Origin of the sequence: Pseudomonas trivialis (assembly GCF_001439805.1) — a bacterium.
Classification (GTDB): domain Bacteria; phylum Pseudomonadota; class Gammaproteobacteria; order Pseudomonadales; family Pseudomonadaceae; genus Aquipseudomonas; species Aquipseudomonas trivialis.
On the sequence record NZ_JYLK01000006.1, the window covers coordinates 1 to 21,337 of the forward strand.

A 21,337-nucleotide genomic window follows, 5' to 3' on the forward strand; every position below is an offset into this window, starting at 1 on the left:
TGGTCGATCAGCTCTTGGGGAATGGATGGAAGGTCTCGCGGGGCCTCACGGCCCGGTTTCTTTTTGGTCGGCATACATGCACCTCTATCAACATGTTATGCCCGAACACAAAATTTATGACAGTCCCGCGCTGGCGGCATCGGACCAGCCCGCTCTCAATCACACGCTACCCTCGCGCTCAATGACAAGTACTCGAGCCTCACCAAGAGGGTGGGCAACGTGCTCACAACCGATACCCGCAAAAAACACATCCCCCGCCGACAGCACAGCAACGTGTTCAATACCTAGCTCGCGATAGTGCATTTCGACGACGCCGTCCAGAACCGCAAACACTTCCTCGCCATCGTTCACATGCCACTTGTAGGGCTGATCCGTCCAATGAAGACGCACTGTCGTGCCGTGCATGTTTGCAATATCCAGTGCACCCCATGCGCGAGTAGCGGTGAACTCTTTACTCCGGATTACCTTCAATTGTTTTCTCCCTGGTGGCTGAGTTGAAGTTGCCTATCACGCATTCTTTGGCTTGAAGAGACCGTAGCATTTCCGGCCTCAAAATCTCTTAAGGAATAACGTTGTTAAAATGCATCGTCGGTGCTGAAAACTAACGCTTCAGAGGATCGCATTGAGCACGTAGATCCCTGTCGGAGATCGAGTTTCAGCTACCATTGCCTTGCTTGGCTGTGCAGTGAGCGCGCTGGTCCGAGTCTCCAATGCTGTCGCAGCCGGCAAAGGCATGGGCGCTAATCATCATCAGCAGTACAAAAATCACCCTCATCGCTTTCTTCCTTGTTTATCCAGGAAGCTGCCCGGTATTTTCGGCACTCTGGGCGCGCTGTGCAGATGGCTGTGAATTCCCTCGCGATCAGGCTGACCTGCCTCGAAGCGCCTTAAACATCAGGCTTGGCGCTTTACCAGGCACATCATCCAGTTGCCCAAAGGGTTGCATGCCGATCTTCTCCAACACACGTATAGAGGCTTTATGATCTGGCCTGACTAGACCGTAAACTTCTGGCAAACAAAGCTTTTCAAATGCGTACGTCAACGCATCTCTTCCTAGCTGGGTTGCATAGCCCTGACCCCAAGCCTCGACAGCGAAGCGATAACCTAGGTTGACACGCTGTTCAGCCAAGTAATCGTGGGCGGAAATGCCACCAAACCCTATAACGTATTCCGGAGCATCACTTCTTGCGATAGCCCACGCACCGTATAAATGCTTTTCCCAATGCTCGATCCAGCGACTCAATAAGCCCTGCGCTTCGACAAGGTCATTCATGGGCCCTGCCGGGTTGAAAAGATTGGTGTTGGGATCGCTATAAATAGCGAAAAGCCGCTGTGCGTCACAGGCTTGGGGCATTCTATAGATCAGGCGGTCCATTATGCTGAAACTCTCCCATACCGAACAAAATCTGCGCAGTATTTATACACGAGAGCGGCTTCAGGGAGAGAAATCACTCTGGCAGCACACCGCCATCAACCTACGCATGTGGCTCCCTCTTCTGTTTGGAGGGAATATAAGATTGAGGCTTTAGTGCTAACTGTCCGCACCATCATTCGGCTTTAAAAAGGGTCACAGGGAATGAGATCAGCAGAAAAGAATATTTCACAGCCCACTCGGATACCTATGGCAGCAATAGGTATCGCGCTGAGCCCAGCCGTTGCAGTCTTAATATCTCCAAAAAATGAGTATTTCTTAGCCAATTTTGCGGGCTACTGGTTACCACAAGCGATAATTCTTTGCGTAGCTCTTCTTTGCAAAGCACCACAAGGGATGCTGAGCGGAATCGCCGCAGCAATGGCGCTGTACTTGTACCTTTTTGACATATGGGTCACAGAGTCTATGGGTTGGCTGATTTACTTCTTCAGCTTCCCAGGCGTTCTAATCGGAGCGTTGCTCGCCATTTTCTTTACTCCTTCACGAAAGCCGTTCGAGGCACCGAAAGCTTTTGGCTTCGTTGCTCTAGGCATAGCGTTGAATCTGGCGCCCTTCTGGTTCAAGATTTTTTTCTGAGGTCTACGAACACAAGATGCAAGAAGCGCCGCGCTGGGCTGTCAGATCTGACATCGACTTTCTCAGAAGCCCGCTACTTCAAAGTCTCATAAAAAACCCGTAATGGCGCCATGTTGAAAAGCGGCCCTGGCTGGAAAGCGTGCCTATGATATCGATGCTTGAGGAAAAGAAGTCGAGCCGCAAGCCCTGCCCGACATTCTGGGAAGAGCAGGCTCTGTTGTTCCCGAAGTTACCCAATCACGTGCAACAAGCGTGACGGGGAAAGGTGGGAAAACGTTGTTGGGGCATAAGAACGGCAGTATTACGAGCCACTATTCTGCCTCGAATTTTTCAGCACTTGATTGAGACTGCCAACAAAGTGTCGGCAACTCTAGCGGACCAGCGCTGACCATCTTGAGAAGGAAAGCGGATGACGGGTTATTCGTCACTTACTACGGCTTCGGCTGACTTCTGCATGCTCATCCCGTCACCTCGCGGCGCTCGGTAGCACAGTGGCAAACGTGCAGATCTCCCAGGGTAATTCGCGCGACCTTCCTGCTTATGCCTGTCGGATCTACGTCACAGCGTTCCGTGCAAGTATTGGGCTTTAGTGATCATGGCCACCTTACCCCGCTGCGCCGCCTCTATCCGCTTGCTGTTCGTCAGGCCAGCATTTTGCCTCTGGCTTCCTTCAGATTCGCAGTCACCCGCGACACCCTTGCCTCCGGCTAACACTTCCCCTTGCCGGGTGTGTAGAGGACTTTCACCTCCAAGTCACCAGCGTGGCCACCACAGCAAAGCTGATTGCGCTTGCGCGCAACGCGCCATGAAAAAGCCCGCTCAGGGCTGGCTTGGGTTTTTGGCTAATCTAGAATTGCGCTGCGTTACAGTTTTTCACATAATGTGATTGGATCTAGGCATGCGACGTCGCTTGAACAAATTTCAGGGAATAATAAAGTTAGACCAGAGAGGGAATTGCAATGTATACGGCCGGAATTATCCTATCATTTAAGATTGCCCTGTTTATAACTACAATTAGCATATTTCTAGAGCTGAGAAAAACCGCTAAATCATTCAGAAAACTGGGGCTTAGCGAATACGCAATTAAACGTTTTTACAGGGAAAACATTGCATCATCCTGTACATCCACCGCCCAGATAACCTTGGTGCTAGGCAGTGTATTTTCTGTTCTCACGGCTGCGCTAATTTGGATCGCGGAATAAGTTGAATCTGCGCCCGCCTTCAATCGCATTCAATCCGCCAGACTGCTTCAGCGTGAGGCATCACAACGCCTTCCTCCACCGGAACTTGCCCGACCAGGGCAATGAACGCCGCTGCACGCTCGGCGCCCAAGATGACATAGTGATTTGCCGCCAAGCTGGCCGTCGCCCGCATCACGCTATGGGCAGAGATCGTCTCAGAGCCTCAAGATTTTGTGTAGGCATCTTGAAGCTTTGCAAAAACAACATGTTACCGTTTGAAAGCTGCCATTCGTAAAAATCTGAAAAATCCCCTTTGGCCAATGCTCTGGCTACTTTCGCAACAAAGCCGTGGGCTACAAGCAAAACAGTTTTAGAGGGGTATTTGGATTTCAGCTCAGCTAAACCGTCTTGCACGCGTTTCACAACGTCAGAAATAGATTCACCACCGGTGGGCCCGGCATCCCAAAGTCGGGTGATATTCTGCGACCAGAGTTGCGGATAGCGCTTCTTGGCATCGTCTTGAGTCAACCCCTCGAAAACGCCGACATCCCGCTCTCTGAAGCAGTCCATTATTTCAGGAAAGAGCTTCAAGCGTTCATTCAGGATACTCGCGGTTTGTACTGCCCTGAGGCGTGGAGAAACCACTAGTACATCAAGGCTTGCGGGCAATTGCTCGCAAAGCGTTTGAGCTTGCTGACGGCCCAGCGCTGTAAGTTCTGGATCAAAAGACCCAAGGTATCGATGTTCGGCGTTAGCCCAGGTTTCACCATGCCTCACGATATATAAATGCATGAAAACCATCTCAGCGAAATAATGAGGGATAGATTGTACCTCTCCGTCGCCGGTGAACGTACCAAGACCGAGTTCTGCATAGATGTCTTATCCAAACGCTTACGCGACCAAGGCGATAGCGTCCGCTCAAAATATGCCGATGTCGCCAGTAGCGAGACCTGGGTTTCACCGATAGGCCTTGGCGTATTTTCCGATGACAGCCTGGCCGCCTGCATCCACGAGGCGAACAGGCTCAATACTGAGCATGGATACACCAGCGGCATTCGCGTCGTTGAATGCGAAGACGGTCATCGAATAACGGCGGCGGATTGTAAGACTGCTGCACGTCCCTCTTTGTGAGAACCCACCGGCGCGTAATCCAAACCGCCAGAAAACTTTAACGTTTTGCAAATGCTGTTCAGATATTCCCGTCTAGAGAGTAGATAAGAGGAGCAGTGATCGTAATCGGGCCATCTTTCATTAAATCGCCGGGTGGTTTTGGCAATGGCTGGGCGCGACGGATTAATCCTAGAGTGGCCGCGTCCAAGTCCGCATTGCCTGAACTTTGTACCAGCTCATAAGAAACGACATTTCCGTCGCCATCTATTGTAAAACGCAGTTGATTTGTGCCTTCAATCCCGGCCAATTGTGAGGCGATCGGGTAACTCTTGAATTTATTCAAATGCGTTACGAGCTCGGCGCTCAATGTTCTTTCTTGTTCGGCAGTGGAAGAGCAACCGGAGATGGCGCCGAGAAATACAAAGGCAAAAACAGTGGCCGGGAAAAATCTGAACATTCGAATGTCTCGCTATTTGGCGGTGCGATTCTCGCACATGGCTATTTTTAGCCTATCAGTACACTCAACTGCCCAGCAATAAAAGCACAGTTTCAACGAAATTTGATGACCTGCCCGTCCTTGCCCGCCTCTACCCGTGAAGAAGCATTCAACGCCTACGCCGAACTTATGAATCAGCCTGTCGCCGCCTGACCGGGTGAATCAACGGGTGGAGACAGTCATGGAAACGAAGCATACGCCTGGGCCCTGGGTCGTTGATCCGGATAACCGAGGAAAATCTCAAGGCCCTAGTTGGGCACAAGAACGGGAGCATCACCAGTCACTACTCGGGCGCGGAGCTCGGGCATCTGATTGAAGCTGCGAACATGGTTCAGCAACCGATTCTCGCGAACCGGTCCTGACAATTTGAAGAGGAAGCAGGCGTGAAAAAACGACAAGTCACGCAAATGTCACGCACATGAAAAAGGCCAATGCTGTGAACATTGGCCTAAGTCATTGAATAATATGGTCGGGACGGAGTGATTCGAACACTCGACCCCTAGCACCCCATGCAAGCGGACACCTCTACAGCCCGCTAAACACAAGGCTTCGCGCCTGGCGCTCGCTGCAACGATGCCTGACAGTGCGTAACCGTAATTTACGAAGTCACTCGTAAAGTCACTGAGCCTTTTTAGGCCGCCCTCCTCGGCGTCCTGCCGACGAGCACCACTTCCAAATCTGACGTATCTCGACTACTGTACGCGTATACAGTATTTTGCTGGCAACCTCAGACGCTTGTAAGCATTCTCTTACGCGCCCGATGGCGAAAAGCGTTCAGCATTCATTCATGCGAAGCTAAGGATCTTGGATTAGACTCAACGCAATTGCAGCAGAACTACCTAAAAGTCACATTGGACGTGACTTTTCCGAGGAAGCTAAGTCTAACGGTATGGCTATACGATGGCGTCGCTGATACTCTCGCGCCCCTATCAAAGCCAAGGTAAAGGATTACTGCATGACCACAAACGTCATCTGTCGTACAGCGAAGCTCTTGACGAGCGATTCTCGCTGGTCCATCGAAAGCTTTGATGGGCAGGCCAATCTCGTCGCTTACGTTGACGACACGGGCTTTGACAAGCTGGCAGTGAGCTCAAAGTTCGCTATGGTTTTTGCTGGAAATGCCCACCTCATCGAATTGTGGAAGGGTTGGTTTTTGAAGCCGACTCTCGACTTCAACAGTCCACCGCCCGTGGTGACCACTCTCAAAGGGGCGACGACTCCTGTTTCTGTAACGATTGGAATCGTGGAAAAGGCTTCAGCGAATGTCTTTTTTTCCGCCGGAATGTTCATGGCGCATGGTGAGCTGGCTAGATTCTCCGGAAGCGGGGCTCAGTTCGCTAAAGACTGCTATGCAGTCAATCTGTGTGGACGTACGGCGGTCGGAAGCGCCGCCAGGCAAGACCACTTCACTGGTGGCGAAACAAAGTTTGTGGAACTTGAAACAGGCAAAATGAATCTCAGCATCATGCCAGGCACAGGGCAAGACATGATCAACGCATTGCATCAACGAGGGTTCGTAATGGATACGAAGGCGAAAACGGTAACTGCGATCAGCGATTGGAAGTCCCCTGACACGGATGCCCAGCGAGCTATTTCTGCGGGCATCGATACCTTGTCTGCTCCGACCGGACTTCCGCCGCACCAATGGTCCCAGCAAGAGCAAAACGATCTTTTTGCGGCGTTGCGACATGTTGCAGAGCAGGAAGGCCGTCTAGGCTGAGTACGCTCGCGCGAATTAAGCCCCTTCATCAAGTATGGCAGGGGCTTTTTTATGCCTTTAATTCCCCCCCTTATCTCAGTACGGCTCTGACATACGCCTGGCATGCCCGCAGCGCGATCAGTCCTTGGTCGCCGGCGTCGGTGATGGCGATAATTCGTTGAGCATGCGCTGGGTCAAGTTGGGCTCGACGGGCTGCATGAACCACGCCGACGGCGCCGGCGGCGGAAGGCACGTTGCAGCCACTGGCTGAATCCTCGGCAAGGAGGACTGACAGCCGCAGATCAGAAGTGGCAAGGCGATCGCGCAAAGCAGCCTGGTTACGTTGGGCATCGGATAATTCCTTGATGTGTTGTTGGTCCTGGGTGGCGATTTGTTTCTCGATGGCCAGCCGCTTGTCCTGCTCAGCTCGAACCTGGGCAGCGGCGGCATTGCTGATCGCGGCCAGGTCATCCTTGTGCAGGCCGGCCTGCTCGGAGAGCTTATTGCCCAAGCGCCAGTCCTGAACCTGCCAGGTTACGCCGGCGGCGGTCGCCATCAGCGCCAGGGCCAGCACGATCAGGCCGGCCAGCTTCTGCACCGGCGTCATGCCAGCACCTTCAGCGCCTTTTCGTACAGCGCCTGGCGGTCGGCCAACCCGTTCACGCCCTCGTTGATGCGCCGAGTGATCTTCACGAACTCCCCTTGATCCGCAAGCGTGTTCAGTCCGCGCGTCGACCAGAACCAGGCAGCCGACATGGCCGCGTGCTGCGGCAACTCCAGCAGCTCCGGCTTGTTGATCAGGTCCAGGCCAAGGGCCTCGCCGCACGCGTTGTAGTTCGCCCGGCCAGTGACCTGGATCAGACCCCGCCCACGGTACTTGGAGCCATCACCCTTCTCGGTATTGCCCAGGTCGGCACGGCCTTCGTACGTGAGCTGCTGCGCGGTGGGGCCCCAGATCTCGCGCACCCAGCGCAACTGCCCGGACTCATGACCGATCTGCGCAATGAACGCCGCGCCGCGGGAGGCGCCCACGATGCCATAGTGGTTCATGGCCGTATTCAGGGCAGGAACAAAAACGCCAGCATTGCGGCCGGCGTTCGGGAGGATCTGCAGCAGTTGCTGCTCAGTGATGGGCATGGCTTTCTCCGGGCACAAAAAAACCCACTCAGTGGCGGGCTTGGGTCTTTAGCTAATCTTGAATTGCGCTGCGTTACAGTTTTTTACATAATGTGCTGGCTAGGCATGCTACGCCGCTCGAGCGAATTCCAGGGAATAATAAAGCTAGAATAGAGAGGGAATTGCAATGTATACGGCCGGAATTATCCTATCATTTAAGATTGCCCTGTTCATAACTGCAATTAGCATAGTTCTAGAACTGAGAAAAACCGCTAAATCATTCAGAAAACTTGGGCTTAGCGAATACCAAATTAAACGCTTTTACAGGGAAAACCTTGCATCATCTTGTACATCTACCGCCCAGATAACCTTGGTGCTAGGTAGTGTATTTTCTGTTCTCACGGCTGCGCTAATTTGGATCGCGGAATAAATTAAATCTGCGCCCGGCGTCAATCGCACTCAACCCGCCAGACTGCTTCTGCGTGAGGCATCACAATTCCTGCCTCCACCGGACGCCCGACCAGGGCAATGAACGACGCGACCCGCGCGGTACCCACGACACCGCAGTGGTTCATGGCCGTATGCACAGGACAGGAACAAAAACGCCGACATTGCACCCGCCTTTCGGGAAGATCAGCAACTGCTACTCAGTGGTGGCGTCCTTCTCTCTATGCGAAAAAATCCAACAGAACCGCTGGTCATTTGGTTAAACAGTCTTTAACTGAAACATTCAACACTCCCTTTTAGAATCGCCGCGATATTAATTTGCCCACTGCGCAGCCAAACAAATTAATTTAATGCACAGCAAAATATAACCAGCCGACCTGATACTTACGGACTGGAAGCGCTTATCTAATATACTCAGATATGGCACATATTTTTTGCTTCACGAGACTCAGCAAGAAATATACACCACTCTAAAAAACCCATTAACAGTAAGTAAAAATAATGGCGCCTAGATGGCGCCATCTATCTTACACAGCCATGTAAGTAATGCTTATTTTTATCGTATCCCCAGCCGCCCATGCGAACGGAAAGCTATCCCTTACACCGGAACCGTTTTTGGATAGCGTCAATGTATTAGAGCCTGCGCCAATCTGACCGTTAACAAGAAATTCAGTACCCGCGGAAATGTCAAAACATTGACCGGCAATGAAATCTTGAGGGCTGTTCTGCGTACCCGATATGGGCAAGGAAAACGACCAAGCACTTGTCGAGTTGCCAAACGTCGTCGTAGATCCAACTGTAAGCGTCATCTCAAATTTCACGAGGTACCCCTGGCGGCAGTATTTACCTGTCAATGATCCGTTGCCTATCGATGGTTGAGGGCTCGTTGATTGACTCCAAGTAGGGGCAAATGTTTTGACTTGGTCGCTATAGGAGTTAAAACGAGAGGTTGAGGTTTCAGTAATACCGGCGCCAAACGTACATGCCTCAGCTTTGAATGCTTGCATGTTATCTAAAATAACCGCACCACTAAAGGCGACACTTGCCATAGTGATATCCGAACCGGACAAAACAGTGGTGTCGTTGATGGACGCTACCCGCCCGTTTGCAAAGTGACAAAGAGCCGTACCGCCCACAGCAGGCCCGATAGTTTTTATGTTCCTGATGTAGAAATTACTGAAACTACACCCATTACCAGCCCCTGGTCCCGACAGGTCCAAAATGCCGCCAGACAGCCAGATGCCGTTAAATAGCCTCGGATGTGGACCGGTATCGCCAGCGATCCTTATACCGCCAACGGTAAGTTGATCAATCGTATCACCTTCGAAGGCAACTACGTTGCAGCCCCCTCCCGCATCCTGGGCGAACTCTAAACTGGGCCCCTTAGACCGAACAGAGCGAACGCGAGTTAGGTTTTGGGAAAAGCCCGAAGGTATGTAAATGCCGCGCCCTGTGAAGTTATCCCCATTGTTATTAAGAGTGAGGTCTGAGATTGACGATAGGTTCCCCATTCGCACAAGGTCTCCGTTAGACCCCTTTTTAAGTCGCGCTGAGCGTTGACCTCCTTCGCCTATCCACTGTTGCCCGGTAAGCTGGACAACAACGCCGCCTGAAACAAGAAACTCAGAGTTACGATCAAACACGACTACTCCGTTTTCACCGGCGTCCGCAATCGCTGCAAGAACCGCCGCTGTGTCATCGGTAGTGCCATCTCCCACAGCGCCGAAGCTTTTCACAGTTTTGCGTGCGGCGGATTTCAGAGCCAGCCCCACGGTACCGGGCGGGTAGGCTTCAGCCTCGCTAAACCCGCTCATTCCAGCGCCTGAAGGCTGCGACAACTCTTGCCGGAGAATATCGTCGGAGTTCATCAGGCTGAACTTGGTTTGCTCAAGCGCCCAATTGCCCGTGGTGGTATATGGCAGCGTGGTGGAGTCAGCCAATCGGTACGCGTAACCGTTTCGCACCGTGTATTGGCTGCGACTGGTAAATGTGATTCCGGCACCGTAGTCGCCAAGCCAAACAAAAGCCGAACCTGCCAAGAACTGATCGAATTGAGTGGCGCGACCCTCCTGCGCGTTTTTGAAGTCTTCCTCCATTCCCATCCAGGTTCGGCGTTGCTTGCCAAGTCGATCAGCTACAAAAGGCTGATCTCCATTCACGTACTTGTCCGTGATGGCGGCGGTGTCATACAGGTCTCGAGGATCGGTAGACGGGACTGGGTTCAGGGTGTCGTATGGCATTCTTTTCTCCGGGCACAAAAAAGCCCGCTCAATGGCGGGCCTGTGTGGGCTTAGTTATTTAGTCTGGCGCTGATGCGTTGTCGTACAGGTAAACCCTGTCGTCGTAGTTGAATCCTTGAACAGAAACGCTTTCGCTTCCTTTGGGGGTTACCTTGCTGATCAGAACGCGGTGGCATTCTCGGGTTACAGGGCCGAACAGCAGGTGCGGCGGCTCCCGGCCCCAGCTTGTATCGGGTGTGAAGTCGAGAGTCGGGATGCTCAGGTGGTACTCATCTATCCTTGTGGCCTTCCATGGGCCGCTGAGCGTGCCGTCCTGACGCCTGATGCCAACCGTGTGGTCTACGCCTGTTTCCCATATAAAAGGCTCTGAGCTTTCGAGGATGTAGCTGCCCGCACCGAGCGAACTGCCAAGCAGAAGAGCGCTCTGCCCTCTTCCTGGCGTGTCATCCGATACGCCAGCAAGCCCCATGTAATCGCTGTTGTTGCCGTCCAGTTCCGTTTCGAACGAATAGCTCCAGCGTCGATACCTGGTCTCGCTTGCGCGGCGCATCCCTAAACGGTAGGCGCGTTCACGGTCGCCTATGCCCAGGGCCTGGACCTTCTCGGCTTTCAGGCCAAGCTGGCCAGGAAGGCGGCATTTAACCGTCTCGGTTTGGCGCGTACGACGATCCTTGTACTCAACATCCACGCCGTCATGCTCCGACCCAGGGTCTGGCGACTTGAAGCTGATGCGCAGCGGCCCCTTCATGTTCTGGGCAGAGTAACCTTGCGTGCCGGGCGGGAAATACTCCGTATCGAAGCCCTCCCGCTTCTGGTCGCGCACAGGACGCAATCGTCCCCGGCTGATGGTGAACTCCGCAAAGCCCGGCGCAAGCGCGGTGTTCAGTGCCTCCTTGACCGTCATGAGCGAATCAATCGACAAGTTGAAGGTGTCGCCCCTGGCCTTGCACACCGCGTCAAACGCTGCCAGCTCATCCGTATCAATGTCGGCGTCCTGGTAGCCTGGCGCCTTCGCGATGTAGTTGAACGCTGGAGCAATATCACGCGTTACTCGGCTGTCAGGTGTCCATGACCCATTTACCAAGATCGGCAGCTTTCGGGTGGCCACCACCGATACTTTGTTTTCGCTTTGGCTTGAAAGCTTGCCACCGCCGGCAGCGGATAGCGCCATGATCGTCCAGCCCGGATAGCTTTTTGGGCTTGGAAGGAGTGCGCGAACGTCATACCACTGAATGCTGTCCTGAACGTTTGTCAGGGTGGACTTTGCACCTATGCGGCGCATGCGGCCCTCTGGCTCTATTGCGGAAGCCGTTGTGAGCTCACGGGTGAAGCCGATCTGGTCCAGGGTTCGATCGCTTATCGTTTCGCTGAATGAAACCCAAGCCCCTGCCGTTGTTCTGTCGCGATACTGAAACTCGTAGGTGACACTCCACGGTTCGAGGTCTCCCTTGCTATTCACCCCAGCCAAGCCGCTTGGAAACAAAACGGTGAAGGAAAGTTTGGTAGCCTTCATTCCTGCCGGGCATAGCGCAAAAGGACCGGCCCAGTCGCCCTCAAGGTTTGAGTTGTCCAGCCTGAGGATGGCTGAGTTGCTTTCGATGAAGTCAAACCCTGGCCAGTCGTTATCTGTAACGCCAGAGTCAGTCAGGCGGTCTACGGCAATCTGAGACGTGCTTGTCGCCGTGAGACGATACCTCAGGCCTGCATAGCCAATGCACGCCCAGCCAATCCCGGCCAGAAGTCCGGAGACTGGTGCGCCATTGGTGGTGTTGAGCGTCAGGTGGGCCGGGTCACCACCGGCAGCCGGCGTGAAATCGTTGACGATGTAGCGACCGGCGTTCGCCCCAACTACCTCGATCTGCATTCCTGGAAAAGCGCCAAGCTGCTCCAGCGGGCCGGAAATCACATCACGACCACCAGCACCGCCGCCAGCCGTGACCATGTACTGATACATGACCTCGATGCGCAGGATCATGCCGACAGCCCAGCCAGCAGGGAAAGACCCGGCTCCAGCTGGGACGGCGACCAAATCACCGTTGAACTGATATGCCTGGGCGCCGGGCACCGCTGGAACCGTGACGGTAGTCTTGAGCTCGATACCTGACGTGCCAGTTGCGGTCACCCCGACCTCTGGCGCCTGATACCACCACTGGGCGGCCGGCTCATTGCTGAGGTCCGCTCCTGGCTCGTACACCCTGGCTGTCGCGTTTGCGCCCAGCGATATGACTGCCGTGTTCCCGATCTTGATATCGCTCGGGTTTACCTGGCACTCGCCGCGGGTAATGCATAACAGCATGTGCTGCCATTCATCCCGCGGGCCTTTGAAATATCGGCGCGGCTCAACAATGTAATCGGGGAATATCTCGTCTTCACCGAACAGCTCGCGCACAGGGTCGCCGTAGCGGACCTGGTTGGCCTTGGCGTTGGCGCTCGCCAGCGTGCTGCCTTGTTGCGGCGATCCTGTCTTTGGCAGCTTTACGCGCGGCGTGATGAGTTTCATCACCGCTTGCACGCCTTTGATGGCCGCGATGGTGATGGAGATCGGGTCTGTGCCTTTTGGCTCGATCCATATTTGAACTCGATCACCACTGTCAAAGCGTGCTACCGCCCAGGCTGACGGACTTGTCATGCATCCATTGATTGCAATGCTCATGGGCGGAACGTCGCGGCGCTCATACCCCTTCACATTGTCGATCAGCCACTGCTCAACGGTGGTTTCTGCGCTCACGCGGTACTCGCGCAATACATCCTGATCAAGCTTGTTTGCATAGATCTCGATCACGATAGAACACCACCGTCATGTAGTTATCTTTGAATTCCTGAAGCCGGATGATCCTGGCCCCGCTGCCGGGGTTGATCTCCAGCACCTGCAGGCGGTCGTCTTTGAGCACTACGAGAGCAACGTGCGCGCAGATGTCGCCCTTCATTGCTGCGGCGATTGCCCCAGGGAAAGGCTCGCAACGCTCGAGGGCCCTGCCAACCTCAGCCCTGTAGGAGCGCTGGAAGGCGTGAATGCCCAGGCGCGTCACCTCTCCAAACTTGGATAGACCAGGCAGGCCGTACAGCTCCGACCTGGCTATCGTCGTCAGGCCCCAGCAATCTACGGACGGCAGTTCGCGACCGCCGTCTTGGTAGATGGCAGTTAGGTATCGTGATGGCATGGTTATAGGTACTTAATGCAGGGGGCGTTGAGGGCGTTGAAGGTTTCGCGGTTGAAGTTCGTGTCGATGAGGTTGAAGTAACCGCCATCGACACGGATTGTTGCACCTTCGAAGCTCCCGCCGCTCACGACCAGGTAATAGGGCCTTTGGGATGGCTGGCTGAGGTCCGTGCTCAGATAAAGGCGAAGAGTGGCGCGGATGATTGCATCGGCGTCCATTGCCTGACGAATCAGCCTTTGCGCCTGACCTGTGACGCCATCAATCGCAAACGTAACTGTCTGGCTGCCGGTGTTGTCCTTGGTCGGGTACGAAACGTCCAACCCTCCGGCGAGGAACGTCACGGCGCGCCCGTCCTCGGTACCGCACGCCTGATTTTCGAAGCCCGCGCAAATCAGGACCGATTCGCTCCAGCCTGAGCTGGATATTTCAAATGTCGGTATCAATACCTCGGTACCTGGCGATGCGTAGCAAACGTCGAGTGGGTTCATACCTCGGGCCACTCCTCGTTTACGCCAGAGTCAAATGCCCCCATGTGCGTCTGATATGGGCTGAGCGGCCACTCTCTGTTAATGGCCAGGTCAATAATTTCCTTGTTGAACCAGTATTCAGGGAATCCTTCCCAACCTGGCGCTATCAGTGGTCGGTCGCGCAGAAGTAGCGTGGCCGATATCTCGTATCTACTCACCTGGACCAGCTCCGGGCCGTCATACATGCCTTTGATTTTGCAGATGTAATCCTTGAAGCCCGCTGGGGTTTTAAGCGTTGCCTCAAACCATAGAGTGCCGTCCACAAGTGTCCTGGCAAACCATGATTCGAAGAACGCCATCTGCGCCTCATCCATGTTCCAGCGAGCGCGTATGGTCGTCGGAACATAGGTGAACTTGCGGCGCTCCCTGTATCGCCCTGACTCTAACTGAGTCTCCATCTTTGGGTTTTCAGTGCTGAGCTTGTATCCGTCCTGGAGTGGCAACGGCAGTTCTTTCGGGTACTTAATCATGAGCCCACCGTAGATAATCCGTATTTTTCAACAAGCAGCTGGTGTGCAGAGCCGTCATTGCTGACGTTGGCCACCCACACATCGACATCAACCTGATTACCTTCACGGCGGCTCTCGGACCGACCAGCCTTTGAGGCGTCCTCATGGATATGCACGGCGACACTAATCTGAGAGCTATTAGCCCCCGATGAGGATGAAGACGACCTTGCGGGCATGTTGTCGCCCGCATTGATAGACTCAAGTAACCCACGATTCCTGGCGGTAGCCGAAGCGTTTACGATGAACTCGCCGTCGCTTATGCGTGCCAGGTTGCTATCGGACTTCGCTGTACCTGCGCCAGTAAAGTAGCCACCGGTGGCGAACCCTGGAATCACTGCCAAGGTCGATGCAAGCGCAGTGGTTGAGGTCAGTGCTGCGGCCGCCGGAATGGAGTTACCACCGAAGCTCGCCAGGGAAGCCAATGCCGCCGCCGGAGCCCAAGCGGCAGCGGTAGTGCCAGCCAGCGCAGCTGTTGCTGCTGTGCTCGCCGCCCCAAGAGTTGCGCTCAGCGCGGCGTTAACCACCATCTGGACGCCCATCTTGACGAAGCCGGCGATGATCTCGCGCAGTACGTTCTTACCGATATCGCCGAGCGCGCTGAACGACAAGGTGCCGCTCATGATCGCTGAGGTGATATCCGTGGAGATCGTGTTAAAGGCTGCGGAAAAGATCGATTGCGTCTGACCTGCGATGTCCGTTGCTTGGGTGCCGAAGTTCTGCACCGCAGCCGTCCAACCGTTTATAGGGTTGAGCATGGCCTGGTCCATCTGAGACCAGCCGGCTTGCATATCTGCTATGCGTAGAGGAAGGAACTCGCGCTGCAGGTCAATTTGCCCTTGCAGGTCCTGACGCTGCTTCTCTGTGGTGGCATTCGACAACTCCGTTTGCAGGGCAATGATCGTGTCATTTGTCTGCTTCTCCAGTTCGATGCGTTTTCGCATCCGCTCGGATTGCTGATCGCCCATTCCTACAGAGGCCGCGTCGAGCGCATACCCTTCACTCTCGGTACTGCGCTTTTTCTCCAGCGCCGCCCGGTATTGCTCGGCCTGGGTCAGGCCCTGGGCACCCTTGATGGCCGCGGCGTAGTTGACGGATACCTGGGCCAGGGCCTGGTTGTATTCGTCTTGAGTGATTTTCCCTTTCGACAGCAGAAGAGCCAACTGCCCCTGCTTCTCTACGTACTCCTGAAGCGCAAACTTGGCTGGCTGTGCTGCCTTATACAGCCCATCAAACGCCGTTTGAGCGGCGCTTAGTTTGCTGGCAAGGCCACTTTCAGCCTTTGGCTTTTTGGTCTTTGTGTCTGTGTTGCCGTCGATCTGGTCCAGAACATCCTGGACCATCTGCGCGACAGTTTTGGTCTGCGCTTTTGCTTCCTGCTTCGGTGGCTGAGCCTGGCCGAAGGTAAGCAGCGAAGAGCCCTGAAGGTTTTGCTTGGGCTGATAGGTCTCTACGAGCGATAGACCCTTGGCATAGCGAACCGTCTGGTCAATAACCGTCTGGATTGCGTCAACCTGGCGCTTCGCGCTCGACTCTGCCTGCTCTGCCATCTTCTTCATGGACTGTGCTTGGCTTTCGGTCTGAGCCTTTATCGCCTCCGAAGCAGTTATAGAAGCTGTCAGCTGGACCTTGAGGCGCGACTGCTCCTCGGCTTTGCCGTCCTTGACTGCCTGCTCATACTTCTTCAGAAGGTCAGTCTGCTGTCCAATCAGGCGTGCATATTCGATCTGCTGAGTATTGAAGCCGGCCTTCGTAGCACTGTACGCGGCCTCCTGGGCGGCGTTCGCCCCGATCAGATCTCTGGTCTGGGTAAGTTGCGAAATGTACTTATCCCAAGCCTGCGCCCCGCCCGATACCGCAGCAGAGGATGCAGACTGAGAATCAGCTAGAGCTCGCGCACCCGCCGCCGCCTTATCAAGAGGCTCCTTGCTCTTCCCAAGCAAGGCCTGGAAATCGGCTGCCTTCTGGCTGCTGCTTGAGTACGAAGCAGCAAGCCTGACCAACTCTTCACGGTAAACGGCGGATACCTGCGTGTTGCTGCTAATCCACCCTGTAAGCGAGTCAAGAGAGCGTTGTCCAGATTTAACCTCATCGAACATCCGCTGAAATTCGCCGACAGACTCGACGCCGGATGCCCCAACTGAAGACAGGCCAGCCTGTGCGCGATTGAAATAGTCGTTAAGTGCACTGGTGGCCGACTCCAGAGCCTTACGCTCCGACTCCATCCAAGCTGCGGACTGGTAACGCTGCTGCTCGGCTGTCAGCTTGCGATACTTATCAATCGAATCGTCAAGCGTGAGGTTTTGGTCGATTAGCGATTGTGTCGCGCTATCACTGCTAGTGGCGAAGTACAGTGCAGCGCCGGCGGCGACGGTGATGGCCGTGGTCAGCAAGCCAATAGGCCCGCCTGCCAGACCGAGCAATGCGGAAGAGGCGCGGGCACCCGTGCTTTGTGCTGCATTAAGGCGTAATTGTGCTGCACTTTGTGCCGCGACTGCAGCAGTGTCAGCTTCTCGCGAGGCGACCAATGCCACGTTTGCGGCAGTCACTCGAGATTGAGCGATGGTCTCGGCGCTCAAGGATTGGTTATGTGCAGACTGAGCTGCTGTTTGCTGAGTGGTTACTGCCGCCTCCGCCAAACGGATTTCAGCCAGGCGAGCCAAGGATTGCTGACGACCAACATCGGTAATCTGCGCACGCAGGCGATGCTGCTCAAGAGTTCGATCAGCGACAAGCTGGGCCTGAACCGCCTGGATCTGCGCCAGCGCATTTGCCTGGAATGCTCTTGCCGCCGCTGTTTCCCCCAGTGTCCGCTGCGCAGTCGCCAGCGCCGCGGCCTGATCGGCGACAGCGCTTCGGCTTGCCTGTGCGGCTGCATCTGCTGCCGAGAGTGTTGCTTGACGCTCCGCAACGATCTGCGCTTGCGTGGCAACTATCGAGTCATAGCGGGCCTTTGCTGATGCTGCCAAAGATATGACCAGCCCCGTACCAACCCGGGCGGCGTAGGCGCCGGTAACTGCAATCAGGGCGTCAATGTTCGACACCAGGCCCTGAAACCCTTGAACCCCAATGCTTGCGATGCTCGACAGGGAGGTAGAAAGGGTCTTGATGTTGCTGATGATCTCCGGAGAGGCAAACGCCTCTCCAAGTGATTTCACGGAATCAATGGCCGGCTGGGTATCAACCTGACCAATTGCGGCGAGAAAGTTGTTTTTCAGCACCTGCGACGCGCGCTCGAACAAGGGCGGCATGGTGGCCACTTCCTTGTTCAGGGATGAAAGCGAGCGCAGCAGGGAGTTCATCACGATTTCGGATGTGATCTTGCCCTCGGCAGCCATAGCGCGGATCTGTCCATTGGACGCGCCCAGGTACTCGGACAGAGCGCGAGTGATACGCGGCGCCTGTTCCATTACGCTGTTCAGCTCTTCTCCGCGAAGTACGCCGGATGCCATTGCCTGGGAAAGCTGGATACTTGCCGCTGTTGCTTCCTGCTGCGTTGCGCTCGATACCAGAAACGCCTTGTTGACCGCGTCCGTCGCCTTGAGCAGCTGCTCTTGGGAGAAGCCTGCACCACGGGTGGCGTTCGACATCCGGGTGAACAGCGTTACGGTGCTTTCCAAGCTTGAGCCTGTGGAGTTCGCCATCGCCTTCAGTGTTTCGAAAGTGCGGGCTGCCTCGGCGGTCGAGGTGCTGACCAGGTTGATTTGGCCGGACATGGTCTTGAATCGATCAGTCATCTCCAGCAGGCTGCTGGATAGGCGACCAACACCGATCCCAGCCAATGCGCCTGCCGCAGCCTTTGCAGCCGACCCAAGCCCGCGAACACTGACCGTAGCCTGGGAACCAGAGTTTTGCAGGCTGTTCAGGCTGCCTCTGAGCGCGTCGACCTGCTGTTGAGCGCTTCGCGAGTCGATGACTATCGATAGCCGGGATTCCTGCGCCATAACTTTCTCCAGGCGTTAAAAAACCCGCTGAGCGGGTTACGGTTTTTTCGGTGTCTTTGGCTTGTCCCTTTCCTGCTGCTCTTCCCAGCTCTTCCGGAAGTCATCGTCAAGGGCGAAAATAGCGGAGTCGAACTCCTCACGACTTATCGCGGAGGGATACCTACTCAAGTAATCGCCGATGGCAGCTGGACCGATTGGAGCGGGCGCCCCCATCATTCCCACGTACTGCCGAGAGCGGCCTATGATTGCGTAGGCCTGAAGTATTTCGGCGGTCACGCCATCAATTACAGGCGCTTCTGGAACACCACCCCCTAAGCGCTCTTCTTTCCAGCGCTTTTTCTCGTTGGATTGGCCTGCCCAGTCGCGCCCCCACTGGTACGCCGCGAGGGCTTTCCCACGGTTCCGGCTACCTTCTCTTCGGCACGCGTGGCGATGTCGCTGGCAACCTTGAGGGCGATGAAATACACGTCAGGGCGCACAGCGATGAGAAGCTTGCCGCGCTCCTGAGTGTATGGAGTGTCGACACCTGGCGCTTCGGCCTCCTCCACTCCCTCCCAATCAAGAATCAGGTGCTTGCAAACTAGATCGACCAGCATGTCATCCATGCTCTCAATCTCGGAAATTTCAGTGTTCGCTGGATCAAAACCATCCGTGCCGACACCGTAGCGAGAATCCACCACAGCCTGGTGCCGCTGGATCAGCGCGTGGTGAGATTTAAACTTTGGGTTGCCGGCTGACCCGATCTTGATCTTCACACCCTTGTCGATATCGACCCAGCGCGTGCCTTCAAGGTCCAGCTTTGGAGCCTGAGTAATGACGAGAGCCATAAATTCCTCTGCGGTAAAAGGCCCGGCGCGCACCGCAGGGCGCACCAGGCAAAGGGGTTAGGCGGTGATGGTGATTGTTGCAGTGTCTGTTTTGGTGACATCCGCTTTACTGGTGGCGGTGATGGTTGCGGTACCAACGGCCACACCTTTGACTAGGCCGGTAGCGCTGACGCTTGCCTTGGTTGCGTCGGAAGTAGTCCAGGTAACCAGCTGGCTTGCGCCCACAGGAGTTACGGCAGCCTCCAGGTCCACTGTGGCGCCCACGGCAACGCTGGCGGTGCCAGGGCTGATATCTACGGCGGCGATGACGATTGGCGCTGGCAGACGGGTGATGGTCGGCGGCACGCGGCGACCGGTGTAGCTCAGTTCAACCTGGATGATGTCGGTCGAGCCACCGTCCGGCCAATCACCGCTCACTTCCATTTCCGGCAGGAGGAAGGTGTAGCCGCCGTCGGCATTGTTCAGCGTGAACTCGAAGCTCAGTGCGTCGCCGGTCTGCTGCGACTTCCAGTAGTTGTAGGCGGCTTTCGACCAGCTCATGGTGATAGAGCCAGACGGAGTGAAGGTGGTCGGGATGATGTTGCCCGGGAACGGGTTGCCGTTACCGATGCAGCGCTGAGTCTGGACGCTGTTGTCGAACTGCAGGTTGAAGCTGTCGACGCAGGCATTGTCCTCGCCCAGCTGCACGCCGTTGATCTTCAGACCAGTCACGTCCTTGAAACCGTAGCGCCGCTAGCTGACTTCCGACAGTGGGTTGACAATGAAAGACGTGTTATCAGCCTTGTCGTCCCAGGCGATCGCTGCAAAGGTGGTGGTGACGTTGATCTCGTTGTCGTTCGGGATCTCGAAGTTCATCGTCGCCACTTGAGCGCCGCGGGCGATTGCAGCAATACCTACATCGCTTGCATACGAGCCAATAGAGAACGAAATACGGTCATTGCCCATGGTCAGGACGTTGCCGACCCAATCCTTGCCGAAGCAGGAGGCCATGAAGTCGTCCAGCGCGCCGAAACGCAGCTTGGTCTCAACGTCGCCACCCACGTCCACGGTGGTCTGGGCTGTGCCCTGGGCCATCCGGTCAGCGCCGATTTCGTTATTCTCTTCCGAGTTGTAAGTCGGCAACAGGCCGAAGCTGACCCGGGTCAGGACATTCCAGTCGCCGGGTGGGGTGATTCCTGGGGTGATCTCGCGCTTCCACGCGGTTGAGACCTTGGCACCACTGGACATGGGGTGTTTCTCCTATCAATAGGCGTAAAAAAACCGCCATGTGGCGGTGAGTGTGGCGGGCTCAATAAGCCCTGTATGGGATTTGCAAGTTGACCTGGTACCAGCCAAGGCCGTCGTCGCCTACAACCTGTGCAGAGGCGGCGAAACAATCAAAAGGACCAGATGGATCACTGTAATACTCAAAGTGCTGAACAAGCGTGTCAGCGGCTCGCGTGATGGCAAGCGTGCCCTTGTACGTCGGAACAAATAGCTGAATGACGATTATCCCGGTTCGACGAACGCTAGGGCCTAACCCTACCTCTGGGGAACTGGATAGGCCCGGTACATCTGCGAGTCTTGCCCAGATCGTTTTACCCGCCGGGTCAAAAGGCTGAGGGGCGTTCGGATAATCGACGGAACTTGCTGGAATTCCTGCCCACGCTGTCATTCGGCCTATGACAATGCCGCGAATCTGTTCAAAGGTCATCAGCTGTACGCCTGCGAAACGCCATGGAAAGCCACCCTGTAGATACCAGCGGGCGCTTGTTTGGAATGACCATCCTCGAGCTTTTGGGCATAAGGCAGATTGGTCTGGATGAATACCTGGGTGAATGGCTCAAGCCCAGTTAAGGCAGATAACCCAGCACTGGTGGTGCTCCCGCCGCTGCGGTCCAGTCGCCCGGAATCTGAATAAACCGGACTGCCGATGCTGATTGTGTGGCTACCGCGGAAGCGTCCGGTGTCCACTGGTGACCGCAGAACCACTTCGCCCAGCATGTCCATGGCGATGATCCGCACTCGCTTGACGATACTCTGCTCGACCACATCAGCGAATAATGCAGGTGACGTACTCCATCCGCCAGCCATGT

18 protein-coding genes, 1 tRNA gene and 5 pseudogenes are annotated in these 21,337 nt (G+C 55.2%); 5 read left to right on the forward strand and 19 right to left on the reverse strand.

Annotation, left to right across the window (positions count from 1 at the left end; translation table 11 throughout):
* Window positions 1–159: 159 nt before the first annotated feature.
* Both TU79_RS10590 and TU79_RS10595 read right to left on the reverse strand, forming a co-directional pair.
* A complete protein-coding gene (locus tag TU79_RS10590; RefSeq protein WP_057007945.1) occupies window positions 160–471 on the reverse strand; it encodes a cupin domain-containing protein in 312 nt (103 codons plus the stop codon).
* Between the two features lie 391 nt (window positions 472–862).
* Window positions 863–1,375: a GNAT family N-acetyltransferase gene (locus TU79_RS10595; RefSeq protein WP_057007946.1), complete on the reverse strand. Its 513-nt coding sequence runs from the start codon at window positions 1,373–1,375 to the stop codon at window positions 863–865.
* Window positions 1,376–1,576: 201 nt separating this feature from the next.
* Here TU79_RS10595 and TU79_RS10600 point away from each other — a divergent pair, with 201 nt between their 5' ends.
* Entirely contained in the window at window positions 1,577–2,008 is a 432-nt protein-coding gene (locus TU79_RS10600; protein WP_057007947.1) for a hypothetical protein, read from the forward strand.
* Window positions 2,009–2,248: 240 nt separating this feature from the next.
* A pseudogene (locus tag TU79_RS26880) lies at window positions 2,249–2,455 on the forward strand (hypothetical protein); the annotation flags it as partial.
* Between the two features lie 926 nt (window positions 2,456–3,381).
* Here the strand turns inward: TU79_RS26880 and TU79_RS10610 are convergent.
* Complete coding sequence (locus TU79_RS10610) at window positions 3,382–3,981, reverse strand: histidine phosphatase family protein (protein WP_057008191.1); 600 nt, start codon at window positions 3,979–3,981, stop codon at window positions 3,382–3,384.
* Here TU79_RS10610 and TU79_RS25210 point away from each other — a divergent pair.
* A complete protein-coding gene (locus tag TU79_RS25210; protein ID WP_156418193.1) occupies window positions 3,976–4,320 on the forward strand; it encodes a hypothetical protein in 345 nt (114 codons plus the stop codon). The two genes, TU79_RS10610 and TU79_RS25210, sit on opposite strands and share 6 nt — an antisense overlap.
* Before the next feature lie 58 nt (window positions 4,321–4,378).
* Here TU79_RS25210 and TU79_RS25215 read toward each other — a convergent pair.
* A pseudogene (locus TU79_RS25215) lies at window positions 4,379–4,654 on the reverse strand (energy transducer TonB family protein); the annotation flags it as partial.
* 365 nt (window positions 4,655–5,019) lie between these two features.
* Here TU79_RS25215 and TU79_RS26795 point away from each other — a divergent pair.
* Window positions 5,020–5,165 (forward strand): annotated as a pseudogene (locus TU79_RS26795) (tyrosine-type recombinase/integrase); the annotation flags it as partial.
* 96 nt (window positions 5,166–5,261) lie between these two features.
* On the opposite strand, the gene TU79_RS26005 reads toward TU79_RS26795, so the two are convergent.
* Window positions 5,262–5,330, reverse strand: a tRNA-Pro gene (locus TU79_RS26005).
* A 420-nt stretch (window positions 5,331–5,750) separates the two neighbouring features.
* Between TU79_RS26005 and TU79_RS10620 the strand changes: the two genes are divergently transcribed.
* Entirely contained in the window at window positions 5,751–6,515 is a 765-nt protein-coding gene (locus TU79_RS10620) for a hypothetical protein (protein WP_057007950.1), read from the forward strand.
* A gap of 70 nt (window positions 6,516–6,585) precedes the next feature.
* Here the strand turns inward: TU79_RS10620 and TU79_RS10625 are convergent, their stop codons facing one another.
* The 14 genes and pseudogenes from TU79_RS10625 to TU79_RS10685 form a co-directional block, all read right to left on the reverse strand.
* Window positions 6,586–7,101 carry a lysis system i-spanin subunit Rz gene (locus tag TU79_RS10625; protein ID WP_057007951.1) on the reverse strand — a complete coding sequence of 172 codons (516 nt, stop codon included), beginning with the start codon at window positions 7,099–7,101 and terminating at the stop codon, window positions 6,586–6,588.
* Window positions 7,098–7,631, reverse strand: a complete 534-nt coding sequence (locus TU79_RS10630; RefSeq protein WP_057007952.1) for a glycoside hydrolase family 19 protein — start codon at window positions 7,629–7,631, stop codon at window positions 7,098–7,100. The genes TU79_RS10625 and TU79_RS10630 overlap by 4 nt, the downstream gene beginning before the upstream one ends.
* 953 nt (window positions 7,632–8,584) lie before the next feature.
* The gene (locus TU79_RS10635) at window positions 8,585–10,297 is read right to left on the reverse strand and encodes a glycosyl hydrolase family 28-related protein (RefSeq protein ID WP_057007953.1); all 1,713 of its coding nucleotides are present in this window, start codon (window positions 10,295–10,297) and stop codon (window positions 8,585–8,587) included.
* 58 nt (window positions 10,298–10,355) lie between these two features.
* Window positions 10,356–13,079 (reverse strand): host specificity factor TipJ family phage tail protein, encoded by a 2,724-nt coding sequence (locus TU79_RS10640; protein WP_057007954.1) that lies wholly within the window; start codon window positions 13,077–13,079, stop codon window positions 10,356–10,358.
* Window positions 13,051–13,458, reverse strand: coding sequence for a hypothetical protein (locus tag TU79_RS10645; protein ID WP_057007955.1), 408 nt, complete (start codon window positions 13,456–13,458; stop codon window positions 13,051–13,053). Before TU79_RS10645 ends, TU79_RS10640 begins: the two co-directional genes overlap by 29 nt.
* Before the next feature lie 2 nt (window positions 13,459–13,460).
* Window positions 13,461–13,946 carry a DUF1833 family protein gene (locus TU79_RS10650; protein ID WP_057007956.1) on the reverse strand — a complete coding sequence of 162 codons (486 nt, stop codon included), beginning with the start codon at window positions 13,944–13,946 and terminating at the stop codon, window positions 13,461–13,463.
* The gene (locus TU79_RS10655) at window positions 13,943–14,455 is read right to left on the reverse strand and encodes a transposase (RefSeq protein WP_069665367.1); all 513 of its coding nucleotides are present in this window, start codon (window positions 14,453–14,455) and stop codon (window positions 13,943–13,945) included. The genes TU79_RS10650 and TU79_RS10655 overlap by 4 nt, the downstream gene beginning before the upstream one ends.
* A complete protein-coding gene (locus TU79_RS26885) occupies window positions 14,452–16,716 on the reverse strand; it encodes a phage tail tape measure C-terminal domain-containing protein (protein WP_414896203.1) in 2,265 nt (754 codons plus the stop codon). The genes TU79_RS10655 and TU79_RS26885 overlap by 4 nt, the downstream gene beginning before the upstream one ends.
* A 966-nt stretch (window positions 16,717–17,682) precedes the next feature.
* A pseudogene (locus TU79_RS26890) lies at window positions 17,683–18,435 on the reverse strand (tape measure protein); the annotation flags it as partial.
* A gap of 311 nt (window positions 18,436–18,746) precedes the next feature.
* The gene (locus TU79_RS10670) at window positions 18,747–19,262 is read right to left on the reverse strand and encodes a hypothetical protein (RefSeq protein WP_057007959.1); all 516 of its coding nucleotides are present in this window, start codon (window positions 19,260–19,262) and stop codon (window positions 18,747–18,749) included.
* 57 nt (window positions 19,263–19,319) lie between these two features.
* Window positions 19,320–19,607 carry an Ig-like domain-containing protein gene (locus TU79_RS26535; RefSeq protein WP_269457983.1) on the reverse strand — a complete coding sequence of 96 codons (288 nt, stop codon included), beginning with the start codon at window positions 19,605–19,607 and terminating at the stop codon, window positions 19,320–19,322.
* A gap of 21 nt (window positions 19,608–19,628) precedes the next feature.
* Window positions 19,629–20,489, reverse strand: a pseudogene (locus TU79_RS10675) (phage tail tube protein); the annotation flags it as partial.
* A 61-nt stretch (window positions 20,490–20,550) separates the two neighbouring features.
* Complete coding sequence (locus tag TU79_RS10680; RefSeq protein ID WP_057007960.1) at window positions 20,551–20,955, reverse strand: phage tail terminator-like protein; 405 nt, start codon at window positions 20,953–20,955, stop codon at window positions 20,551–20,553.
* Window positions 20,955–21,335 (reverse strand): hypothetical protein, encoded by a 381-nt coding sequence (locus tag TU79_RS10685; RefSeq protein WP_057007961.1) that lies wholly within the window; start codon window positions 21,333–21,335, stop codon window positions 20,955–20,957. The genes TU79_RS10680 and TU79_RS10685 overlap by 1 nt, the downstream gene beginning before the upstream one ends.
* Between the last annotated feature and the right edge of the window lie 2 nt (window positions 21,336–21,337).